The 20,933-nt window shown below is 67.1% G+C and carries 14 protein-coding genes and 1 tRNA gene; 10 read left to right on the forward strand and 5 right to left on the reverse strand.

Features of this window, described 5'->3' with window-relative positions:
- Window position 1 precedes the first annotated feature (1 nt).
- The 5 genes from AU198_RS20250 to AU198_RS20270 all read right to left on the reverse strand — a co-directional run bounded on the left by AU198_RS20250 (window position 2) and on the right by AU198_RS20270 (window position 3,542).
- Complete coding sequence (locus AU198_RS20250; RefSeq protein WP_064350356.1) at window positions 2-754, reverse strand: enoyl-CoA hydratase; 753 nt, start codon at window positions 752-754, stop codon at window positions 2-4.
- A 30-nt stretch (window positions 755-784) separates the two neighbouring features.
- Window positions 785-1,117 (reverse strand): hypothetical protein, encoded by a 333-nt coding sequence (locus AU198_RS20255; protein WP_156431697.1) that lies wholly within the window; start codon window positions 1,115-1,117, stop codon window positions 785-787.
- A 118-nt stretch (window positions 1,118-1,235) separates the two neighbouring features.
- On the reverse strand, window positions 1,236-2,615 hold the full coding sequence (locus AU198_RS20260) for an alpha/beta hydrolase family protein (RefSeq protein WP_064350358.1): 1,380 nt from the start codon (window positions 2,613-2,615) through the stop codon (window positions 1,236-1,238).
- 65 nt (window positions 2,616-2,680) lie between these two features.
- On the reverse strand, window positions 2,681-3,433 hold the full coding sequence (locus tag AU198_RS20265; RefSeq protein WP_064350479.1) for an acyl-[acyl-carrier-protein] thioesterase: 753 nt from the start codon (window positions 3,431-3,433) through the stop codon (window positions 2,681-2,683).
- Between the two features lie 36 nt (window positions 3,434-3,469).
- A tRNA-Arg gene (locus tag AU198_RS20270) sits at window positions 3,470-3,542 on the reverse strand.
- 173 nt (window positions 3,543-3,715) lie between these two features.
- On the opposite strand from AU198_RS20270, the gene AU198_RS20275 reads away from it, so the two are divergent.
- The 10 genes from AU198_RS20275 to AU198_RS20320 all read left to right on the forward strand — a co-directional run bounded on the left by AU198_RS20275 (window position 3,716) and on the right by AU198_RS20320 (window position 20,876).
- The gene (locus AU198_RS20275; protein ID WP_064350359.1) at window positions 3,716-5,200 is read left to right on the forward strand and encodes a wax ester/triacylglycerol synthase family O-acyltransferase; all 1,485 of its coding nucleotides are present in this window, start codon (window positions 3,716-3,718) and stop codon (window positions 5,198-5,200) included.
- Complete coding sequence (locus tag AU198_RS20280; RefSeq protein ID WP_064350360.1) at window positions 5,197-6,852, forward strand: HAD-IB family hydrolase/lysophospholipid acyltransferase family protein; 1,656 nt, start codon at window positions 5,197-5,199, stop codon at window positions 6,850-6,852. Before AU198_RS20275 ends, AU198_RS20280 begins: the two co-directional genes overlap by 4 nt.
- Window positions 6,849-9,194, forward strand: a complete 2,346-nt coding sequence (locus AU198_RS20285; protein WP_064350361.1) for a glycerol-3-phosphate 1-O-acyltransferase — start codon at window positions 6,849-6,851, stop codon at window positions 9,192-9,194. The genes AU198_RS20280 and AU198_RS20285 overlap by 4 nt, the downstream gene beginning before the upstream one ends.
- A 70-nt stretch (window positions 9,195-9,264) precedes the next feature.
- Entirely contained in the window at window positions 9,265-11,268 is a 2,004-nt protein-coding gene (locus AU198_RS20290; RefSeq protein WP_064350362.1) for a bifunctional copper resistance protein CopD/cytochrome c oxidase assembly protein, read from the forward strand.
- A gap of 126 nt (window positions 11,269-11,394) precedes the next feature.
- A complete protein-coding gene (locus tag AU198_RS20295) occupies window positions 11,395-12,237 on the forward strand; it encodes a type IV toxin-antitoxin system AbiEi family antitoxin (protein ID WP_064350363.1) in 843 nt (280 codons plus the stop codon).
- Window positions 12,238-12,475: 238 nt separating this feature from the next.
- Window positions 12,476-12,934, forward strand: a complete 459-nt coding sequence (ssb, locus tag AU198_RS20300) for a single-stranded DNA-binding protein (RefSeq protein WP_064350480.1) — start codon at window positions 12,476-12,478, stop codon at window positions 12,932-12,934.
- Window positions 12,935-13,056: 122 nt separating this feature from the next.
- Entirely contained in the window at window positions 13,057-14,730 is a 1,674-nt protein-coding gene (ettA, locus tag AU198_RS20305; RefSeq protein WP_064350364.1) for an energy-dependent translational throttle protein EttA, read from the forward strand.
- 160 nt (window positions 14,731-14,890) lie between these two features.
- On the forward strand, window positions 14,891-19,780 hold the full coding sequence (locus AU198_RS20310) for an NAD-glutamate dehydrogenase (RefSeq protein WP_064350365.1): 4,890 nt from the start codon (window positions 14,891-14,893) through the stop codon (window positions 19,778-19,780).
- Window positions 19,777-20,220 carry an acyl-CoA thioesterase gene (locus AU198_RS20315; RefSeq protein WP_064350366.1) on the forward strand — a complete coding sequence of 148 codons (444 nt, stop codon included), beginning with the start codon at window positions 19,777-19,779 and terminating at the stop codon, window positions 20,218-20,220. The genes AU198_RS20310 and AU198_RS20315 overlap by 4 nt, the downstream gene beginning before the upstream one ends.
- Window positions 20,217-20,876: a DUF8185 domain-containing protein gene (locus tag AU198_RS20320; RefSeq protein WP_064350367.1), complete on the forward strand. Its 660-nt coding sequence runs from the start codon at window positions 20,217-20,219 to the stop codon at window positions 20,874-20,876. Before AU198_RS20315 ends, AU198_RS20320 begins: the two co-directional genes overlap by 4 nt.
- The last annotated feature ends 57 nt before the right edge of the window (window positions 20,877-20,933 follow it).

The raw sequence follows: 20,933 nt of genomic DNA on the forward strand, positions 1-20,933 counted from the left end.
CTCACTTGCGTTGTGCGGCCGCCAGACGCTGCTGGAACTCGGGGGAGCGGATCGAGGTGGCCTGCGGGCCGAGTTCAGTGTCGACCGCGATGCGGTGCTGGTCGATGTCGACGACGCCGGGGTTGGCCGTCGCCCGCATCGACGCCTTGGTTGCGAGCACCACTTCGCGCGGTGCGCCCGCCGGTCCCCGGGCGAGCTCCTTCGCGGCGACCAGGGCGTCGTCGGCGACCTCGAGCGCCAGGCCGTACCGGACCGCGGCTTCGGCGTCGAACCGCATGCCGAACAGCAGTGACGCGCGGGCGGCCTGCGGACCGAGCGCTCGCTGCAGCATCCAGGTCGCCCCTCCGCCGGGATGGATGCCCAACTTCTGGAAGCGGGGGTCGAACAGGGCGGCCGGCCCGGCGATACGCACGTCGGCCGCCAGAGCCAGGTTCAATCCGGCTCCGACGGCAGCGCCGTTCACCGCCGCGATGGTGGGCAGTGCGCAGTTGGCGACGGCGAGGAAGCCATCGTAGATCTTGCGCAGCCCGTCCTCGGTCGCCGAACCGAGCGCGCTCAGATCCGCGCCGGCGCAGAACGCCTTGCCCGCCCCGGTGACGATGACGGCGTGCACGTCCGGGTTGGCCTCGGCCCCATCCACGGCTTCGCGCAGCGCGGCGGACATCTCGAAGGTGACTGCGTTGCGGCGCTCCGGGTCGTTGACGGTGAGGACGGCGACGCGGTCCTCGACATGGATCAGTACCGGATCAGTCACCGGCTCAGCCTAGTGACCCGTGAGCGGCCGTCAGTTGGCGACGGTGAGCGTGACGTTGTGCAGCGCCACCGCGACATCGCTGGGCAGGATGTCGACGAACGTCGGTACGTCGCGGATCGCGCCACCCGAGGCGATCAGATTGCCCGGGTAGCTGGGGCTGCACGGGAAGTTGTGGCAGCGATACCAGACGCCCGGTGCGCTCTGATACGGAAACATGCTCGGCGCCTGATCCACTCGGTACCGGCCGGGCTCGATCGACGCGGTGGTCCAGCCCGGCCGCGGATTCGTGGTCACGTTGAAGACGCCGTTGCTGCCATAGCTCGGCGGGCCGGCATGTGCGGGCGACGCGAGCGCGACGGCCATCACGCCGACGGACACGACGGCGGGCATCCCGCGCCTTGGGTTCACGTCGCCGAGTCTATCGACCCGTTGCGTCGACGAAGGAGGTATCGGTGCAGGCTGCGTACGATTGGCAAACCCGTCAGGCCGCCGCGTCGCCCCCCGGGTTCGCGGATTCGCCCGCGCCGTCGGTGTCGGCGCCAATGGGATCCGTCTCGGTGTGCGTCTCAGTTCCGAGCTGCGCCCCGTTCGTCGTACCGGCGGAATCAACTTGCGGCTGACCGTCTTTCGAGCCGGTATCCTCGCCGACCTTGCCGGGCTCGGCCTTCACACTGTCGCGCATTACGTTCAGCTGCGGGCGGCGCTTGAGTACGGGGTCCGGTTTCGTCTGTTGAGTCTTCGTGGTCACAGCCCGTCGCTCGCTGCCCGTCGGCTCGGATTGCACCGAGGCCTCCTGCTGCTGCTCCGATGTGCGCGGTGACGTGGCCGCCGACAGACCCTGCAGGATCGCGCCCGGAACCTTCGCCGCCGTGGCCAACAACTCGTCGGGCGGGGGAGCCAACCGGGCCGGACGGTAGGCGCTGGGATCCCGGGGAATCGGGTTGCCGCCGTAGTAAGCCGAGTCGACGGCCAGCTTCAGCAGCGGCCCGGTGAGCTCGGCGATCTGGTCACCGAAGACGTCGCGGGTCAACCGGGTCAGCGGCAATTCCTCGGCGGTGTAGGTGACGTAGGTGGTGTTGTCCCTGGTGGTGACGTAAGCCGTGATTCTGTCGTCGGGCGAGCTGCAGCGCGCGTCGGGGCAGTCGAGGATCTCACCGCTCACAAGAACGGCGCAGGTGTTGGCGTCGCAGGTGACGGTGGGGTTGCCCTCGGCGTCGACCGGGAGCACGCGCTCGGATTGGTTCAGCCGCGTGTAGAGGTAGCCGACCAGCGAGTTGACCGCGGCCACCGGGTTGAGCACGTCGGCGGGGGCGTTGGAGTTGTAGTCGTACTCGTAGCCGGTGTTGACGACGCGGAGGGCAGGCACGTCGCTGGGCGTGGGAATCGGGTTCACCCCGATCAGCGCGAACCACGGGTACCTGGTGCCGAAGCCGCCGTCGGGGCGGGCGACGTCGTTGTCGAGGATGAAGACGGTGTCACCGAGGTCGGACCGGTTGCGCAGTAGCAGCAAACTGGCGTTCGCCGCGCCCCAGCCGGAAGCCAGCACCGCGTTCTGTTCGCCGGCGTTGTCGCGCAGAGCCTGTTCGATACCGGCGGGACCGGTGCGGAAGTCGACATAGACGATGTCTTTCCCGTCGACCCCCGTGTAGACCGGGTCACGGAACTTCCCCTCGAAGAAGTCCGCGACGCCCGCGCCGGTCGGATTGGTTGAGCTGCCGACCACGATGAGCGCAGTCAGATCGACGAGCGACGCCGAAATGGACGCCGGCTGGGTGGCGGCCAGCCCGACGACACTGGTCGCGACACCGACGGCCGCTGCACCAGTCGCGAGTCGTGTCCATCTTTTGCCCGACTTGACCATCCGCGGTCCTCTCACCCGATGCACAGCAAACACGAGCTGTGTGTGGGCCGATAGTACGCGAAGGGCTACAGCTTCGCGATCAGAGCGGCCGCGCGAACGTCGTCGTCGACGGTCAGCGCGATCTGGACGGCGTCACCCCGACGCGCCCAGCGGATCGTCACGTCCTCGCCGTAGCGGATCGGCCTGCGATATTCGACCACCGCGCGGTAGGGGACGCGGCAGACGTCGGGAACGTGCGCCATCACCTCGTGGATGGCGTGCCAGTAGGCGGTGTTGGTGACATGCTCGAAGATGTCGATGTCGGTGCGACGTAGCGGGAACGCGAGGTCCTCCTCGGCGTCCTCGAGATTGGTCAGCCACGGCCGCCATTTGAGCCGGAGCTCGTTGGTGGTGGTTGCGAACCGGGCGATCAGTGAGTCCGAGGCGCGCTGCGGCGTAAGGGTCTTGCTGTTGATGGCGATCCAGAAACCTTCGGTCTCGATGCGACCGCCGTCGCTGCCGACCAGGTCGACGCGCATCGTGCACCACCGGGTGGACAGGGCGGAGCACCAGCGGCTGAACGAGATCTCGTTCGGGAACTCGATCGGCTCGATGACGTCGATGACCGTGCGCTGCACGAGCCAATGGGGGTGGTCGTCGGCCTCGCCGGCGTCGACGAGGTTCTCGGCCCCGACCTCCTGGATGTAGCGCGCAACGCCGTCGAGGCGCAGGTGCAGGTCGCCGTCGATGTCACCCGTGGCGACCCGCCACGCTGTGCGATAGACGTATCCGGTGTCCGGCAGCGGACTAAGCCGGTGCTCGACGTCGTTGGTTGGCATCGGGTCAAGTATGTCCGGGACAAAATCCGCGATGAGCGCCCCCGGCAGGGATCGAACCTGCGACCGACCGCTTAGAAGGCGGTTGCTCTATCCGCTGAGCTACGGGGGCGGTGGGCTAACCCTAACCAATGGTGCGATCAGGACCGGTCAGCACGCAGTAACTTCCGGTTGCCGCCGCGATCCGCCAGTTGCGGCGCGACAGCTATTAAAGCCGCCTCGCACCCTCGTACCGCCGACTAGCGTGGTGGCCACACGATCACGAGCAGGAGGACGCGACGGCCCATGAGCGACGTGCCGGAACTCGATGCGGCGGGACTCCCTGAGGAACTCAGCCCACTCGACCAGATCCTGCACCGGGGCGAGGCGAATCCGCGTACCCGCTCGGGCATCATGACCGTCGAACTCCTGGACTGCGCACCGGACTGGGATACGTTCCGCGCCAAGTTCGACGCCGCCTCGCGTAAGGTGTTGCGACTGCGACAAAAGGTGGTGATGCCGACCCTGCCGACCGTGGCACCCAGATGGGTGGTGGACCCCGACTTCAACCTCGACTTCCACCTGCGGCGGGTGCGTGCCCCGCAACCCGGCACGTTCCGTCAGGTGCTCGACCTCGCCGAGGTCGCCGCGCAGTCACCGCTCGACATCTCCCGGCCGTTGTGGACGGCAACGCTCGTGGAGGGACTGGCCGATGACCGCGCCGCGATGGTGGTTCACCTCAGCCATGCGGTCACCGACGGTGTCGGTGGAGTCGAGATGTTCGCCAATCTCTATGACCTCGAACGCGACCCGTCGCCACAACCCCTCCCGCCGCTTCCCATCCCTCAGGACCTGTCGCCCAACGACCTGATGCGGCAGGGGCTCGTCCGGTTGCCGGGCACCATCGCGGGCCGCGTGCGCGGAGCGCTGTTCGGCGCCGCACACGTCGCAAGCGAGGTGATCCGCGACCCGATCTCTCGGCTCGGCGGCGCTGTCGGGTACGCCATGTCGGGTGCGCGTGTGATCGGCCCCGTCGCCGATCCGTCGCCGGTGCTGCGGCGCCGCAGCCTGTCGTCGCGCAGCGAAGCCATCGACATCGAGTTCGGCACCCTGCACCGGGCCGCCAAGGCGGCCGGCGGGTCCATCAACGACGCGTATCTGGCTGGCCTGTGCGGTGCGCTGCGGCTCTACCACGAAGCCAAGGGCGTGCCGATCGAGACGCTGCCGATGGCGGTTCCGGTCAACCTTCGCTCCGATGCGGACCCGGCGGGTGGAAACCGGTTCGCGGGCATCAATCTCGCGGCCCCAATTGGGCTGACCGACCCCGAGATCCGCATCCGCAACATCCGCTCGCAGATGACCACCAAGCGTGAGGAGCGCGCGATCGACATGGTCAGCGCCATCGCCCCGCTGGTCGGGCTTCTCCCCGACACGGCCCTCGAGTCGATGGCCGGCTCGATCGTGAATTCCGACGTCCAGGCCAGCAACGTCCCGGTGTACGCGGGCGACACCTACATCGCGGGCGCAAAAGTACTGCGCCAGTACGGACTTGGCCCACTTCCAGGTGTGGCGATGATGGTGGTGCTGATCTCGCGCTCTGGGTACTGCACGATCACCACCCGTTACGACCGTGCGGCGATCACCGACCAGGAGTTGTGGGCACGCTGCCTGCTGTCGGGTTTCGACGAGGTCCTCGCCCTCGGCGGCGACGGCCGGGCCGAACCCGCCTCGTTCACCGTCGACCCCGCCCCATCCACCGCCTCGTCGTCGAATGGGAGTGCAGCGCAATGACTTCGCCAAACGGGCAGACCTCGCGGCGCACGATGCGCCTGCCGGGTTCGGTCGCCGAGATTATGGGCAGCCCGGAGGGGCCCGAAGTCGGCGCGTTTTTCGATCTCGACGGCACCCTGGTCGCCGGCTTCACCGGTGTCGTGATGACACAGGACCGATTCCGTCGTCGACAGATGTCGATGGGTGAGTTCATCGGCATGGTCCAGGCCGGCCTCAACCACCAACTGGGTCGGTCGGAGTTCGAGGATCTGATCGGCAAGGGTGCGCGCATGCTGCGCGGCAATTCGCTCGAAGACGTCGACGAACTCGCCGAGCGGTTGTTCGTCCAGAAGATCGTCGGCCGGATCTATCCCGAGATGCGCGAGCTGGTGCGCGCGCACATGGCCCGCGGCCACACCGTCGTGCTCAGCTCGTCGGCGCTGACGGTGCAGGTCGAACCCGTCGCGCGGTTCCTCGGCATCTCGAACGTGTTGAGCAACAAATTCGAGATCGACGAGCACGGATTGCTCACCGGCGAGGTGCAGCGCCCGATCATCTGGGGGCCGGGCAAGGCCAGGGCCGTACAGAAGTTCTCCGCCGAACACGGGGTCGACCTGTCGCAGAGCTACTTCTACGCCGACGGCGACGAGGACGTCGCGCTGATGTACCTGGTGGGCAACCCCCGCCCGACGAACCCGGGGGGCAAGCTCGCCGCGGTCGCCGCGAAGCGGGGGTGGCCGGTGCTGCGCTTTTCCAGTCGCAGTGGCGCGAGCCCGGCTTCGCAACTGCGCACCGCGGCGGGTATCGCGACCATGGGTCCCATCGCCGCCGGGGCACTCGGTCTGGGGCTGTTGACGCGAAGCAAGCGCAACGGCGTCAACTTCTTCACCGCGGCCTTCGGCCGCGCGTTGATGAGCACCCTCGGCATCAACATCAACGTGATCGGCAGGGAGAACCTGACCAAGAAGCGTCCCGCGGTGTTCCTGTTCAACCACCGCAACCAGGCCGACCCGCTGATCGCCGGCCATTTGGTGGACACCAACTTCACGTCGGTGGGTAAGAAGGAGTTGGAGAAGGATCCGATCGTCGGCACCCTCGGCAAGATCATGGACGCCGCGTTCATCGACCGCGAGGACCCGCAGAAGGCGGTCGAGGGTCTGAAGAAGGTCGAGGAACTCGCGCGCAAGGGGCTGTCGATCCTGATCGCGCCGGAGGGCACCCGGTTGGACACGACCGAGGTGGGACCCTTCAAGAAGGGACCGTTCCGGATCGCGATGTCGGCCGGTATTCCGGTGGTGCCCATCGTGATTCGCAATGCCGAGGTGATCGCGGCGCGCGATTCGAGCACGTTCAATCCCGGCACGGTCGACGTTGTGGTCTACCCGCCGATACCGGTCGACGACTGGACGCACGACAATATCGGGGAGCGCATCGCCGAGGTACGCCAGCTCTACCTCGACACCTTGGCGGACTGGCCGCACGACGAGTCCTCTCTTCCCGAGCTCTACGACCGCAACATCCGTTCGACGGGCAAGCCCGCGAAGAAATCGGCGGCGAAGAAGGCGACCAAGAAGGCGACCAAATCCGCAGCCAAATCCGCGACGAAGTCGGTGCGTAAATCGCCCGCCACCAAGACGTCGGCACCGAAGTCTGCGGGGAAGGGTCGTCCGTGAAGCCGTCCGTCGACCAGTACACACCGTTCACACCCACCGGTGACGCGCTGGTGTTGGCGTCGGCTTCCTCTGCGGCCGAACGTGATCTGCTCGACGACTGGCTCGAGCGGCAACGGCGCGAGCACCCCGAGGCCAAGATCGACGTGCTGCTGTTGCCGTACGACGACCCGCCCGCCGGTGTGCTGGCTTCGCTCGTGTCGGAGCTCGAAGCCGGAGAAGACCGCTCCGTGGTCCCGGTGCGGGTGTTCTGGGTGCCCGGCGGTCTGCCCACCCGGTCCAAGGTGGTGGCCCTGATCTCCGGTCGCGACACTTACCGTCCCCCTGAGATCCTGCAGCGCCGCATCCTGCGCCGCGACCCTTCGCGGGCCCGTGTCGTCGCGGGTGAACCCGCGAAGGTCTCCGAACTGCGCCAGCAGTGGGCCGACACCACCGTCGCCGAGAACCCCCGGGAATTCGCGCGTTTCGTGATCCGCCGCGCGATCCTGGCGATCGAACGGGTCGAACTGCGCCTGCTCGGCCCGGAGTACAAGTCGCCGCGGTTGATCAAACCGGAGTTGATGGCGTCGGCGCGCTTCCGCGAGGGGCTGGAGAAGATCCCGGGTGCGGACCTGGAGACCGCGGGGGAGATGCTCGACGAGCTGTCTACCGGGTGGAGTCGGTTCTCGGTGGACCTGATCCCGTCTTTGGGCCGCGCGATCTTCAGCCGCGGCTTCGATCCCAACATCGACTACGACCGTGACGAAGTCGAGTTGATGCGCCGCAACCTTGAGAACCATCCGGCGGTGCTGTTGTTCTCGCACCGGTCCTATCTCGACGGGGTGATCGTGCCGGTCGCGATGCAGGAGAACCGGTTACCGCCGGTGCACACCTTCGCCGGCATCAACCTCTCGTTCGGCTTCCTGGGTCCGTTGATGCGCCATTCGGGCGTGATCTTCCTGCGTCGCAAGCTCGACGATCCGCTGTACAAGTACGTGCTGCGGCAGTTCGTCGGCTACATCGTGGAGAAGCGGTTCAACCTGAGCTGGTCGATCGAGGGTACCCGGTCGCGGACCGGAAAGATGTTGCCGCCCAAGCTCGGTCTGCTCGCCTATGTGGCCGACGCCTACCTCGACGGCCGTAGCGAGGACATCCTGTTGCAGCCCGTGTCGATCAGCTTCGACCAGCTGCACGAGACGTCCGAATACGCCGCCTACGCCCGCGGCGGTGAGAAGACGCCCGAGAGCCTGTCGTGGATGTACAACTTCATCAAGGCCCAGGGTGAGCGCAATTACGGCAAGATCTATGTCCGCTTTCCCGAGGCCGTCAGCATGCGCGAGTATCTCGGTGCGCCGCACGGGCCGATGACCACCGATGAGGGCGCCAAACGGCTGGCCCTGCAGAAGATGGCGTTCGAGGTGTCGTGGCGGATCCTGCGTGCCACGCCTGTCAACGCCTCGGCGCTGGTGTCGGCGCTGCTGCTCACCACACGTGGAATCGCGTTGACGCTGAGCCAGATTCACCACACGCTGCAGCCGTCGCTGGACTACCTCGAGCGCAAACAGACCCCGATGACCAACAGCGCGTTGAGGTTACGTACCCCGGAGGGTGTGCGGGCCGCTCTCGACGCATTGTCCAACCGGCACCCGGTCACCTGCGTCGAGGGTGGGCGCGAACCTGTCTGGCGGATCGCTCCCGAGGACGAACACGAAGCGGCGTTCTACCGCAACACGCTCATCGACGCATTCCTGGAGACCTCGTTGGTCGAGTTGGCGTTGGTACACGCCGGCCGCGCGGAGTCCGACCGGTTGGAGGCGTTCTGGTCGCAGGTGATGCGGCTGCGCGACCTGCTGAAGTTCGACTTCTACTTCGCCGATTCGGCGGCGTTCCGTGACCATGTCGCCGAGGAACTGTCCTGGCAGAGCGGGTGGGAGGAGCAGGTGACGGCCGGTGAGCGGCGGGTCGACGAACTGCTGCGGAAAAAGTCGCCGCTGTTGGCGGGCGCCATGCTGCGCCCATTCTTCGAGGCGTACGAGATCGTCGCCGATGTGCTGCTCGATGCCCCCGCCGAGATCGACGAGAAGGATCTGACGAAAAAGGCGCTCGGACTGGGCAACCAGTACGTCGCGCAGAGTCGGGTGCGCAGCAATGAGGCGGTGTCGGCGCTGCTGTTCGCGACTGCGCGTCAGGTTGCAGCCGACCAGGATCTGCTCGCACCGGCGCCGGATCTGGTTGAGCGGCGCACCGCGTTCCGTGACGAGCTGCGGGCCATCTTGCGCGATATGGACAAGGTCGAGCAGATCGCCCGCGAACGGTTCATCGCGCGCGAGATCGCTCGCCGTGCGGCGCGCCGCGAATCGGCCTGACTCACGCTCGTCGGGCAAAGCGCGCGGAGCGTTTTGTAGGCGTGGTGCGAGCACGCCATACGCTGGTGGGATGACGACGACGGCATCGGGCGTGCGCACAAGCGCGGTGTGGCCGGTGCTCATCGGGGTGGCGGTGCTGGCGGGGACGGTCGCCGCCGGTATCGGAGCTCTGTCACTGGCCGACGCGTTGAGCGCGACCGGACTGCCGGATCCCGGACCGATGACGACCTACGGCGTGCCGTTCGTGCGGGCCGCCGGTGAGATCGCTGCCGTCATCGCCGTCGGGTCTTTCCTGTTCGCCGCATTCCTCACGCCGCCTCAAACCAACGGCGTGCTCGACGCCGGCGGGTACCGTGCGCTGCGCCTGGGCACCGGCGCGTCGGCGGCGTGGACGGTGTGCGCGGCGCTGATGGTTCCACTGACGGTGTCCGACGTCTCCGGCCAGCCGTTGAGCCAGATGCTGGACCCGGTGACCGTCTGGTCGGCGGCCGACCTCGTCGACATGGCCAGCGCGTGGCGGTGGACCGCATTCCTCGCCGCGGCCGTCACGGTGGCCAGCCTTCCGGTGCTGCGCTGGTCCTGGACGCCGATCCTGCTGGCCGGGGCCTTGACGACACTCATCCCGCTCGGGCTGGCGGGACATTCGTCGACCGGCGGCGCCCACGACATGGCCACCAACAGCCTGCTGCTTCACCTTGTCGCCGCAGCGCTGTGGGCGGGCGGGCTGCTCGCCCTGCTGGTGCACGCGTTGCGGCGCGGCAAGCACGCCGATCTGGCCGCGCGGCGGTTCTCGGCGCTCGCGCTGTGGTGCTTCGTCGTGATGGCCGTCAGCGGGATGATCAACGCGCTCGTGCGAGTCGAACCGGCCGACCTGGTGCGCACCGAGTACGGCTGGTTGATCGTCGCCAAGGTCTGCGCATTGGTCCTGCTCGCGGTGATCGGCTGGTGGCAACGCCGCTCCGCGGTGGCCGCGCTGCAGAAAGACCCGGACGCCCGGGGTCCGCTGGTGCGTCTGGCGCTGCTCGAGGCTCTGCTGTTCGGGGCGACGTTCGGCATCGCGGTCGGGCTCGGGCGCACCCCTCCACCTCCGCTGACCGAGCAGCCCAGCCCCGTCGAGGTGGCAATCGGATACGACCTCGCCGGCCCGCCCACCTTCGAGCGAATCCTGCTCGACTGGCGTTTCGACCTGATCTTCGGCACCGCCGCGATCGTCTTCGCGGTGGTCTACCTACTCGGTGTGCGCCGGCTTCGGCGCCGCGGCGACGCGTGGCCGGTGGGCCGGACGCTGGGGTGGCTGTGCGGCTGCGCGGCTCTGCTGATCGCGACGTCGTCGGGGCTGGGCCGCTACATGCCGGCCATGTTCTCGATGCACATGATCGCGCACATGATGCTGTCGATGCTGGTGCCGATCCTGCTGGTGCTCGGCGCGCCGATGACGCTGGCTCTGCGGGCGCTGCCGACCGCGGGCCGCGGCGAGCCGCCGGGACCGAGGGAGTGGCTGCTGGCCGCGCTGCACTCGCGGGTGTCGCGGTTCCTGACCCAGCCGATCATCGCGACGGTCATCTTCGTCGCCGGTTTCTACGGTTTGTACTTCGGCGGGCTGTTCGACGCGGCGGTCGACAAGCACGGCGCCCACGTGTTGATGAACGTGCACTTCCTGCTGAGCGGATACCTCTTCTACTGGGTGACGATCGGTATCGATCCGGCGCCGCGCCAGATTCCTCACCTCGGCAAGGTCGCGATGGTGTTCGCGTCGCTGCCCCTGCACGCGTTCTTCGGTGTGGTGCTGATGGGCACCAAGACCGTGCTGGGCGAACCCTTCTACCGGTCGCTGCAGCTCAGTTGGCACACCGATCTGCTCGCCGATCAGCGCACCGGCGGTGGAATCGCCTGGGCGGCGGGTGAGGTCCCGCTCGTCGTGGTGATGCTCGCGCTGCTGATCCAATGGACGCGCAGCGATCAGCGCACGGCCAAGCGGATCGACCGGGCTGCCGACCGCGACGACGATGCGGAGCTCGCCGCCTACAACGCGATGCTGGCCGAGCTCGCCCGCCGCGACGCCCGCGCCGAGTAAGGCCTCGCGCGCCGCACGACGTCCGCCGAGGCCGACGCTTTGGCTGGTTTCCGGCCGCCGGAACGACCATTGCGTCGGTTTCGAGGACCGTGGAGCGAGGCCAGCGGTCGGGGGCGTCCAATCTGTGTGGAGATTCCGTTCGTCGGCAGTGACGCCGTCGCCGCAGGCCACCTCACCCGAGCCCACCTGCGCAGTCAGTATCGACCGCTGTACCGCGGCGTCTACGTCCCGCGCGGCCACCAGGCGTCGCTGCGCGAGAGGATCGTCGGCGTATCTCTCGGCTCGCCTTCGGCGGTGATCGCCGGGGTGGCCGCTTCCGCGATGCACGGGGCGAAATGGGTCGGCGACGACGTTCCGATCGAAATGGTCGCGGCGGTCCGGCGCCAGCGCGGTCTGATCGTCCGCGACGAGACCTTGCACGAGGACGAGGTCACCGCGGTCGCGGGCATCCGGGTGACCACCCCGGCTCGGACCGCGTTCGACCTGGGCCGGCATCACCCGCGCGACCGGGCGGTCGCACGCCTGGACGCGTTGATGAAGGCGCGTCCGTTCGCGTTCGAGGACGTCGCGCTACTGGCGAAGCGTCATCGCGGTGCTCGTGGTCTGCGGCAGTTGCGGGCGGCGCTACCGCTGGTCGACGGCGGTGCCGAGTCGCCGAGGGAAACATGGCTGCGGCTGCTCTTCATCGATGCCGGGCTACCTCGGCCGACCACACAAATCGTCGTGAAAGACGAGTGGGGCCGCTACGTCCGACGCATCGACATGTGTTGGGAGGACTTCAAAGTCGGCGCCGAATACGACGGAGAACAACACCTCACCAGCCGGCGACAGTATGTCCTCGACGTTCGGGTCAACCGCGTGCTGCAGCGGCTCGGCTGGCACGTCATTCACGTCATCAAAGAAGACCGCGGAGCCGACATCGTCGAGCAGGCGCGAGACGCTCTGCTGTCGCGAGGCTGGCGCCCGTAGGTGCCGCGCGCTCGCGCGAAACCGACGCAATGGTCGATCGCAGGCTGACAGACCAGCCAAAACGTCGGGCTCGTCAAGTGACGAACGCACTATCCCCAATGCCCGATTGGTCCACAGGGCCGCCCAGCGACTGAGCGCGTCGCGTTCCGGTGTCGGCGCCGCGGCGCTCAATGACGGTGTCACCGACACGCCACCGGGCCGTCGGCAGGGAAACGCAAGGAATCAAGAGGAGATCATCATGTTCGAGACACCGTTCACCATTGTCGGCAACATCGTCACCGACCCGATCCATCGGCGGGTCGGGGATCAGGAGATGGTCCGGTTTCGGGTCGCGAGCAACTCGCGCCGCCGCACAGCCGAGGGAACATGGGAGCCCGGGAATTCGTTGTTCGCCACGGTGAACTGCTGGGGGCGGGTGGTTGCCGGAACCAGCGCGACGCTGGTCAAGGGAGATCCGGTCATCGTCGTCGGACACGTCTACACCAGCGAGTACGACGACCGCGACGGCAACCGACGCTCGTCGGTGGAAGTGCGCGCCACGTCGGTCGGGCCGGATCTGGCCCGGTGCTCGGCACGTATCGACCGGGGGCGGCAGCAGTCCGAGCAGCGGTTCACCGACCCGGAAAACCAATCCGAAGACAGCGGTGATGACGACGACACGGAGCAGCCCGAGACGGCGCTGCCCCTGACCGCGTAGCGCGGGGACGCCGCCGGCGCAGGACCTCGAGTAGCTCACTCGGCTGCGCCGGCGAGGCCACGCCTACGATGGTCCGCGAGCATCACCCGAGAGACTCGCAACTTTGAAAGGCACCCCACGGCATGGCCGAATTCATCTATTCGATGCGGAAGGTCCGCAAGGCGCACGGCGACAAGGTCATCCTCGACGACGTCAGCCTGAACTTCCTTCCGGGCGCGAAGATCGGCGTCGTCGGTCCCAACGGGGCCGGCAAGTCGAGCGTCTTGCGGATCATGGCCGGGCTGGACCAACCCAACAACGGCGATGCGTTCCTGCAGCCGGGAGCGACTGTGGGCATCCTGCAGCAGGAACCGCCGCTCAACGAGGACAAGACCGTCCGCGAGAACGTCGAAGAAGGCGTGGCGATCAAGGAGAAGCTCAACCGCTACAACGAGGTCGCCGAGCTGATGGCCACCGACTACTCCGACGAGCTGATGGAGGAGATGGGTCGGTTGCAGGAGGAACTCGACGCCGCCGACGCCTGGGACATCGACTCCCAGCTCGAGCAGGCGATGGACGCTCTGCGCTGCCCGCCGCCCGACGAGCCGGTCACGCATCTGTCCGGTGGCGAGCGCCGACGGGTCGCGTTGTGCAAGCTGCTGCTGTCCAAGCCCGACCTGCTGCTCCTCGACGAGCCCACCAACCACCTGGACGCCGAGAGCGTGCAGTGGCTCGAACAGCACCTCGCCGAGTACAAGGGCGCGATCCTCGCGGTCACCCACGACCGGTACTTCCTGGACAACGTCGCCGAGTGGATCCTCGAACTCGACCGCGGACGGGCTTATCCCTACGAGGGCAACTACTCGACCTATCTGGAGAAGAAGGCCGAGCGCGTCGCCGTGCAGGGACGCAAGGACGCCAAACTGCAGAAGCGTCTGCAGGACGAGCTCGCCTGGGTCCGCTCGGGCGCCAAGGCGCGGCAAGCCAAGAGCAAGGCCCGTCTGCAGCGCTACGAGGAGATGGCCGCGGAGGCAGAGAAGACCCGCAAGCTCGACTTCGAGGAAATCCAGATCCCGACGCCGCCCCGACTGGGCAACGTGGTCGTCGAGGTCGAGCACCTCGACAAGGGCTTCGGCGGGCGCACCTTGATCAAGGATCTGTCGTTCACTCTGCCGCGCAACGGCATCGTCGGGGTCATCGGTCCCAACGGTGTCGGCAAGACGACGCTGTTCAAGACCATCGTGGGCCTCGAGCAGCCCGACAGCGGCACGGTGAAGGTCGGCGAGACGGTCAAGTTGAGCTACGTCGACCAGAGCCGCGCGGGCATCGACCCGAAAAAGACGGTGTGGGAGGTCGTCTCCGACGGGCTGGACTACATCGAGGTCGGCCAGAACGAGATCCCGTCGCGGGCCTACGTCTCCGCGTTCGGCTTCAAGGGCCCGGATCAGCAGAAGCCGGCCGGTGTGTTGTCCGGTGGTGAACGCAACCGGCTCAACCTGGCGTTGACGCTCAAGGAGGGCGGCAACCTGATCCTGCTCGACGAGCCGACCAACGACCTGGACGTCGAAACGCTTTCGTCGCTGGAGAATGCGCTGGAGAACTTCCCCGGCTGCGCGGTCGTGATTTCCCACGACCGGTGGTTCCTCGACCGCACGTGTACCCACATCCTGGCGTGGGAGGGCGACGAGGACAACGAGGCCAAGTGGTTCTGGTTCGAGGGTAACTTCGGTGCCTACGAGGAGAACAAGGTCGAACGGCTCGGCGCAGAGGCCGCCCGCCCGCACCGCGTGACGCACCGCAAGCTCACGCGCGACTGATCCGGCGGGGAAGCCGGATGACTGATCCGGCGGGGTAGCCGCAACGCCCGCCCGCGGGCTACTAGGGTCGTCTTCTGCGGACCGCGGAGCCGCTTCGCTCATCGGGGCTGGCGGTGACATCCAATGGCGGAGGTCCGCGCCTACAGTTCAGGAGCGTCGCATGTCGGGGAATCCGGGAGACGTCGGGAGATCAGCGGGTGCCGGGGTCGGCGTCACCGGGGCCAACGACTCTCCTGGACTCGACGACCAGACCGTGGCCCGGCTCGCCCGTGCCTATCTGGAGACTTACCGGGGCCCGCACGCCGACGCCCCCGCCGCTGACTCCACGGTCACGATGCCCGTGACGGCGACGGCGCAGCAGGTCGTCACGCCCAACCTCATCACCGCGCATCACCGGCTGGGCCGCTTCCGCCCTTACGGCGACACCCGCGTCGAGGTGTACCGCGCCGACGACCCGGCCGGGTTCGGTCCCGCGCTGCAGATCGTCACCGACCACTCCGCGATGGTGATGGACTCGGTCACGGTGCTGCTGCACCGATTCGGCGTCGCGTACACCGCGATCATGAACCCGGTCCTGCGGGTGCATCGTGCGCGGGCCGGTGAACTGCTCGACGTTGCCCCGGTCGCGCAGGCCGGCGGTCAGGACGGAGTGTTTGAGGCCTGGATCCACGTCCAGCTCGCCACGACCGTCGATCCCAAGGCGCTGGCGCAGGTGGCGCAGATGCTGCCGAGCGTGCTCGCCGATGCGCGTCACGTCGCGCTCGACGCCGACGAGCTCTACTCGACGCTGCGCCGGTTGGCGCACGACCTGGCCACCGACACCGGTGACAGGTTCCATGGGCCCGACCGCGAAGACGTCGCCGCGCTGTTGCGGTGGCTGGCCGACGGGCATTTCGTGCTGCTGGGCTACCAGCGCTGTTCGATTCAGGACAGCCGGTCCTCGGTCGATCCGTCCAGCCGGTTGGGGGCGCTTCGGCTGCGCCATGATGTACTGCCGCCGCTGACCGACGACGGCGACCTACTCGTGCTGGCGCAGGCCACCATCCCCAGTTACCTGCGTTACGGCGCGTATCCGCACATCGCGGTCGTCCGCGAACAACACGGTCCGACCGCGATCGAACACCGTTTCGTCGGCTTGTTCACCGTCGCGGCCATGAACGCCAATGTGCTTGAGATCCCGTTGATCTCGCGCAGGGTTCACCAGGCGCTGTCGCTGTCCCGTAACGACCCCAGCCACCCGGGGCAACTGCTGCTCGACATCATCCAGACCGTCCCGCGCCCGGAATTGTTCGCCCTGTCGGCCCAGGACGTGCTGGACATGGTGAAGGCCGTCGTCGACCTCGGCTCGCGCAGGCGCACGTTGCTGTTCATGCGCGCCGATTCGCTCGCGCAGTTCGTCTCGTGCCTGGTGTACCTTCCGCGCGACCGCTACACCACCGCCGTGCGGTTGGAGATGCAAGACATCCTCGTGCGCGAACTGGGTGGGGTCAGCATCGAATACACCGCGCGTGTGAGCGAATCACCCTGGGCAGTAGTTCATTTCGCGGTGCGTATGCCCGACGACACCCACGGCCGTGACATCGACACGTCCCCGGCCAACGAGTCGCGCATCCAGGATCTGCTCACCGAAGCGGCGCGCACCTGGGCAGACCGGTTGATCGGCGCGGTGAAGACGGGTTCGATCAATCAGCGCACGGCGCAGCACTATTCCGCCGCCTTTCCCGAAGCCTACAAGCAGGCGGTCGAACCGCTCGACGCGATCGCCGACATCGCGGTCATCGAAGAGCTGCAAGACGGTTCGATCCGACCGGTCCTGACCGACCTCGAGGAAGGCGCCGCGCAGCTCACCTTATATCTGGGCGGGCACTCCGCGTCGCTGAGCGACCTGCTCCCGATGCTGCAGTCGATGGGCGTCGTGGTTCTCGAAGAGAGACCGTTCACCCTCGAACGGCCCGACGGGCTCGCGGTGTGGATCTACCAGTTCAAAATCTCACCGCACAAGTCGATCCCGCACGTCGAGTCCGAATCTGAACGAACCGAGACCGCCACCCGGTTCGCCGACGCATTGACCGCGATCTGGCAGGGCCGCGCCGAGACCGACCGGTTCAACGAACTGGTGATGCGGGCGGGGCTGAACTGGCAGCAGGTCTCGGTCCTGCGCAGCTATGCGAAGTATCTGCGGCAGGCTGGCTTTCCGTACAGCCAGTCGCACATCGAGGCCGTCGTCAACGACCACGCCAAGACCGCGCGCTCTCTGGTCGAGTTGTTCGAGGCGCTGTTCTGTCCGTTCGAGGGCGAGCAGGACGACGCACCGAAACGGCGTGACGCCCAGGCGGCCGCGGCGGCGGTGAGCGCCGACATCGACGCGCTGGTCAGCCTGGACACCGACCGGGTGTTGCGGGCGTTCGCGTCGATGATCCAGGCGACGCTGCGCACCAACTACTTCGTCAGGCGCCAGGAGTCTGCTCGCCAGCAGGACGTCTTGTCATTCAAGCTCGATCCCGGGCTGATCGACGAGTTGCCGCTGCCGCGACCGAAGTTCGAGATCTTCGTGTACTCGCCGCGGGTCGAGGGTGTGCACCTGCGGTTCGGCTATGTGGCGCGCGGAGGCCTGCGCTGGTCGGACCGCCGCGAAGACTTCCGCACCGAGATCCTCGGGCTGGTCAAGGCGCAGGCCGTCAAGAACGCGGTGATCGTACCCGTCGGCGCCAAGGGCGGTTTCGTCGTCAAGCAGCCGCCGACACCGACCGGAGACGCCAACGACGACCGCGAAGCCCAACGCGCCGAGGGCGTGTCGTGCTACAAGCTGTTCATCGCCGGCCTGTTGGACGTGACCGACAACGTCGACAAGGGGTCCGGACAGGTCACCCCGCCGCCGGATGTGGTGCGGCGCGACGGAGACGACGCCTATCTCGTCGTCGCCGCCGACAAGGGCACCGCGACGTTCTCCGACATCGCCAACGAGGTCGCCAAGTCCTATGGCTTCTGGCTCGGTGACGCGTTCGCTTCGGGCGGTTCGGTGGGATACGACCACAAAGCCATGGGTATCACCGCCAGGGGCGCGTGGGAATCGGTCAAACGGCACTTCCGCGAGATGGGTGTCGACACCCAGTCAGAGGACTTCACCGTCGTCGGGGTCGGCGACATGAGCGGTGACGTCTTCGGCAACGGCATGTTGCTGTCCAAGCACATTCGCTTGTTGGCCGCCTTCGACCACCGGCACATCTTCATCGATCCCGATCCCGACGCGACGCGCTCATGGGACGAGCGCAAGCGCCTGTTCGAGCTGCCCAGGTCCAGCTGGGAGGACTATGACGCCTCGTTGATCAGCGAGGGCGGCGGTGTCTACAGCAGGGAACACAAGTCGATTCAGATCAGCCCGCAGGCCCGCGCGGCGCTGGGCATCGACGACAACGTCGACGAGCTGACGCCGCCCAACCTGATCAAGGCGATTCTGAAGGCCCCCGCCGACCTGTTGTTCAACGGCGGCATCGGCACGTACATCAAGGCCGAAAGCGAATCCGACGCCGACGTCGGCGACCGCGCCAACGACCCGGTGCGGGTTAACGGAAACCAGTTGCGTGTCAAGGTGGTCGGTGAGGGCGGCAACCTCGGTGTGACCGCGCTGGGGCGCATCGAGTTCGACCTCGCGGGCGGCCGCATCAACACCGACGCGCTGGACAACTCGGCCGGTGTCGACTGCTCCGACCATGAGGTCAACATCAAGATCCTGATCGACTCGCTGGTCACCGCGGGCAAGGTCAGCCCCGAAGACCGCACCGAACTGCTGCTGTCGATGACCGACGAGGTCGGCCGGTTGGTGCTGCGGGACAACGAAGACCAGAACGATCTGATGGGCACCAGCCGCGCCAACGCGGCAAGCCTGCTGCCGGTGCACTCGCGCATGATCAGGGCCTTCGTCGCCGACCGCGGCCTCAACCGCGAACTCGAGGCGCTGCCCTCGGAGAAGGAGATCCACCGTCGCACCGAAGCCGGAATCGGTTTGACGTCACCGGAATTGGCGACGCTGATGGCTCACGTCAAACTTGCGCTGAAATCCGACGTGCTGGCCAGCGAGCTGCCCGATCAGGAGGTGTTCGCCTCCCGGCTGCCGTGGTACTTCCCCGAGAAACTGCGTGAGCCGTTTGCCGCGGAGATCCGCTCGCACGAACTGCGCCGCGAGATCGTCACCACCATGCTGGTCAACGACCTCGTCGACACCAGCGGGATCACCTACGCGTACCGCATCAGCGAGGACGCCGGGGTCGGCCCGGTCGACGCCGTGCGCAGCTACGCCGCGGCCAACGCGATCTTCCGGATCAACGACCTCTGGCGGCAGATCCGGGCGGCGGGGGACAACGGCGTTTCGGTTGCGGTGACCGACCGGATGACGCTGGATCTGCGGCGGCTGGTCGACCGGGCCGGGCGCTGGTTGCTCAACTACCGTCCTCAGCCACTGGCCGTGGGTGCCGAGACCAACCGGTTCGCGGCCAAGGTGGCGGCGCTGACACCGCGGATGTCGGAGTGGCTGCGCGGCGACGACGAGGCCATCGTGACGAAGGAGGCCGACGATCTCGCCTCGCGCGGAGTACCCAAGGACTTGGCGTACGAGCTGGCCACGGGGCTCTACCAGTTCAGCCTTCTCGACATCATCGACATCGGGGACATCGTGGAGCGCGAACCCGACGAGGTGGCCGACACCTACTTCGCGCTGATGAACTACCTCAATACCGACACGTTGCTCACCGCGGTGTCGCGGCTCGAACGCGACGATCGCTGGCATTCGTTGGCGCGTCTGGCGATTCGTGATGACATTTACGGATCGCTGCGGTCACTGTGTCTGGACGTGCTGGCGGTGGGCGAGCCCGACGAGACGGGTGAGGAGAAGATCGCCGAATGGGAGACCACGAACGGTTCCCGGGTGGACCGCGCCCGCCGCACGCTCGACGAGATACATGAAAGCGGTCAGCACGACCTGGCGACGCTGTCGGTGGCGGCGCGTCAGATTCGCAGCATGACACGAAACACTGGAACGGGGACTTCTCGATGACAGGCGCCGACGTTGCTCGCAACACGAGTGGAGCAGGGTTTGTCGCGCCGGTCCATGTGCGGTGGTCGGACATCGACATGTACCAGCACATCAACCACGCCACCATGGTGACGATCCTCGAGGAAGCTCGAATCCCGTTCCTGCGTGATCCGTTCGGCCCGGAGATCGAGACGATCGGCTTGCTCATCGCCGAGGTCAATATCTCGTACAAGGCTCAACTGCGGCTGATCGATTCGCCGCTGCAGGTGAGCATGTGGTCCAAGCGTGTGCGCTCGGTCGATTTCACCGTCGGCTACGAGGTGCGATCGGTGGGAGCACCGCCCGACTCCAAGCCGGCCGTGATCGCGGACACCCAGTTGGCCGCCGTGCACATCAAAGAGCAGCGCTTGCACCGTCTTTCGCAGCAGCAGAAAGAGTATCTGCAGCGCTGGACACGATGATGCGGTCCGAGCGGGGCCTCTGGCTGACCGGCCTACCGCAGCGCGAAGACCTCGCGACGTTCGCCGAGCGGGCCTTGCGTCTCGACGAAGCCGCGATCATCAGGCTGCGTCAACGGTCCGAGTATGTGCTGGTCGCCTGGGTCGCAACGGGATTCGATGTGTTGGCCAGCCGGGTCGTCGAGGGCCGGGTCAACCCGCCGGATCTCTGCGCCGGCGCCGACACGCTGGTCGCGGGTTTGCGGAGTGTGGACGGTACCGGCTTCGTGGAGCCCGGCTTCGCGCTGGATTCCGCCTGGCGCGGAGCGCTTCCGCCGGACTCCGGCTTCGTCCACCTCGACGATGTGCCCGCCCGCATCGTGCTCGACCTGGCGCAGCGCGGCGGGGCGCTGGCCAAAGAGCATTCCAGCAGTCACGGTCCACCGGTGTCGCTGCTCGATCAGGAGGTCGTCGCGGTCACTTCCGACGACGACAGCGTCGGGATCCCGATGAGGTGTGTATTCGCCTTGACGGCAATGGGATTCCTGCCTCAGTCCGGATCGGCGGTTGGCGCCGACGAGATCGTACGCGTGCGGGTCACACCGGCGTGGCTGCGCATCGACGCGCGCTTCGGTTCGGTGTACCGGCGCCGCGGCGACCCGGCCGTCGTCCTGCGCTGACTCTTTTGCCGCGTGGGCCCACGCGAAGCTGGGGATGACCGTGTCTGTACACGACAC

This window comes from Mycobacterium sp. GA-1199 (assembly GCF_001500045.1).
Taxonomy (GTDB): domain Bacteria; phylum Actinomycetota; class Actinomycetes; order Mycobacteriales; family Mycobacteriaceae; genus Mycobacterium.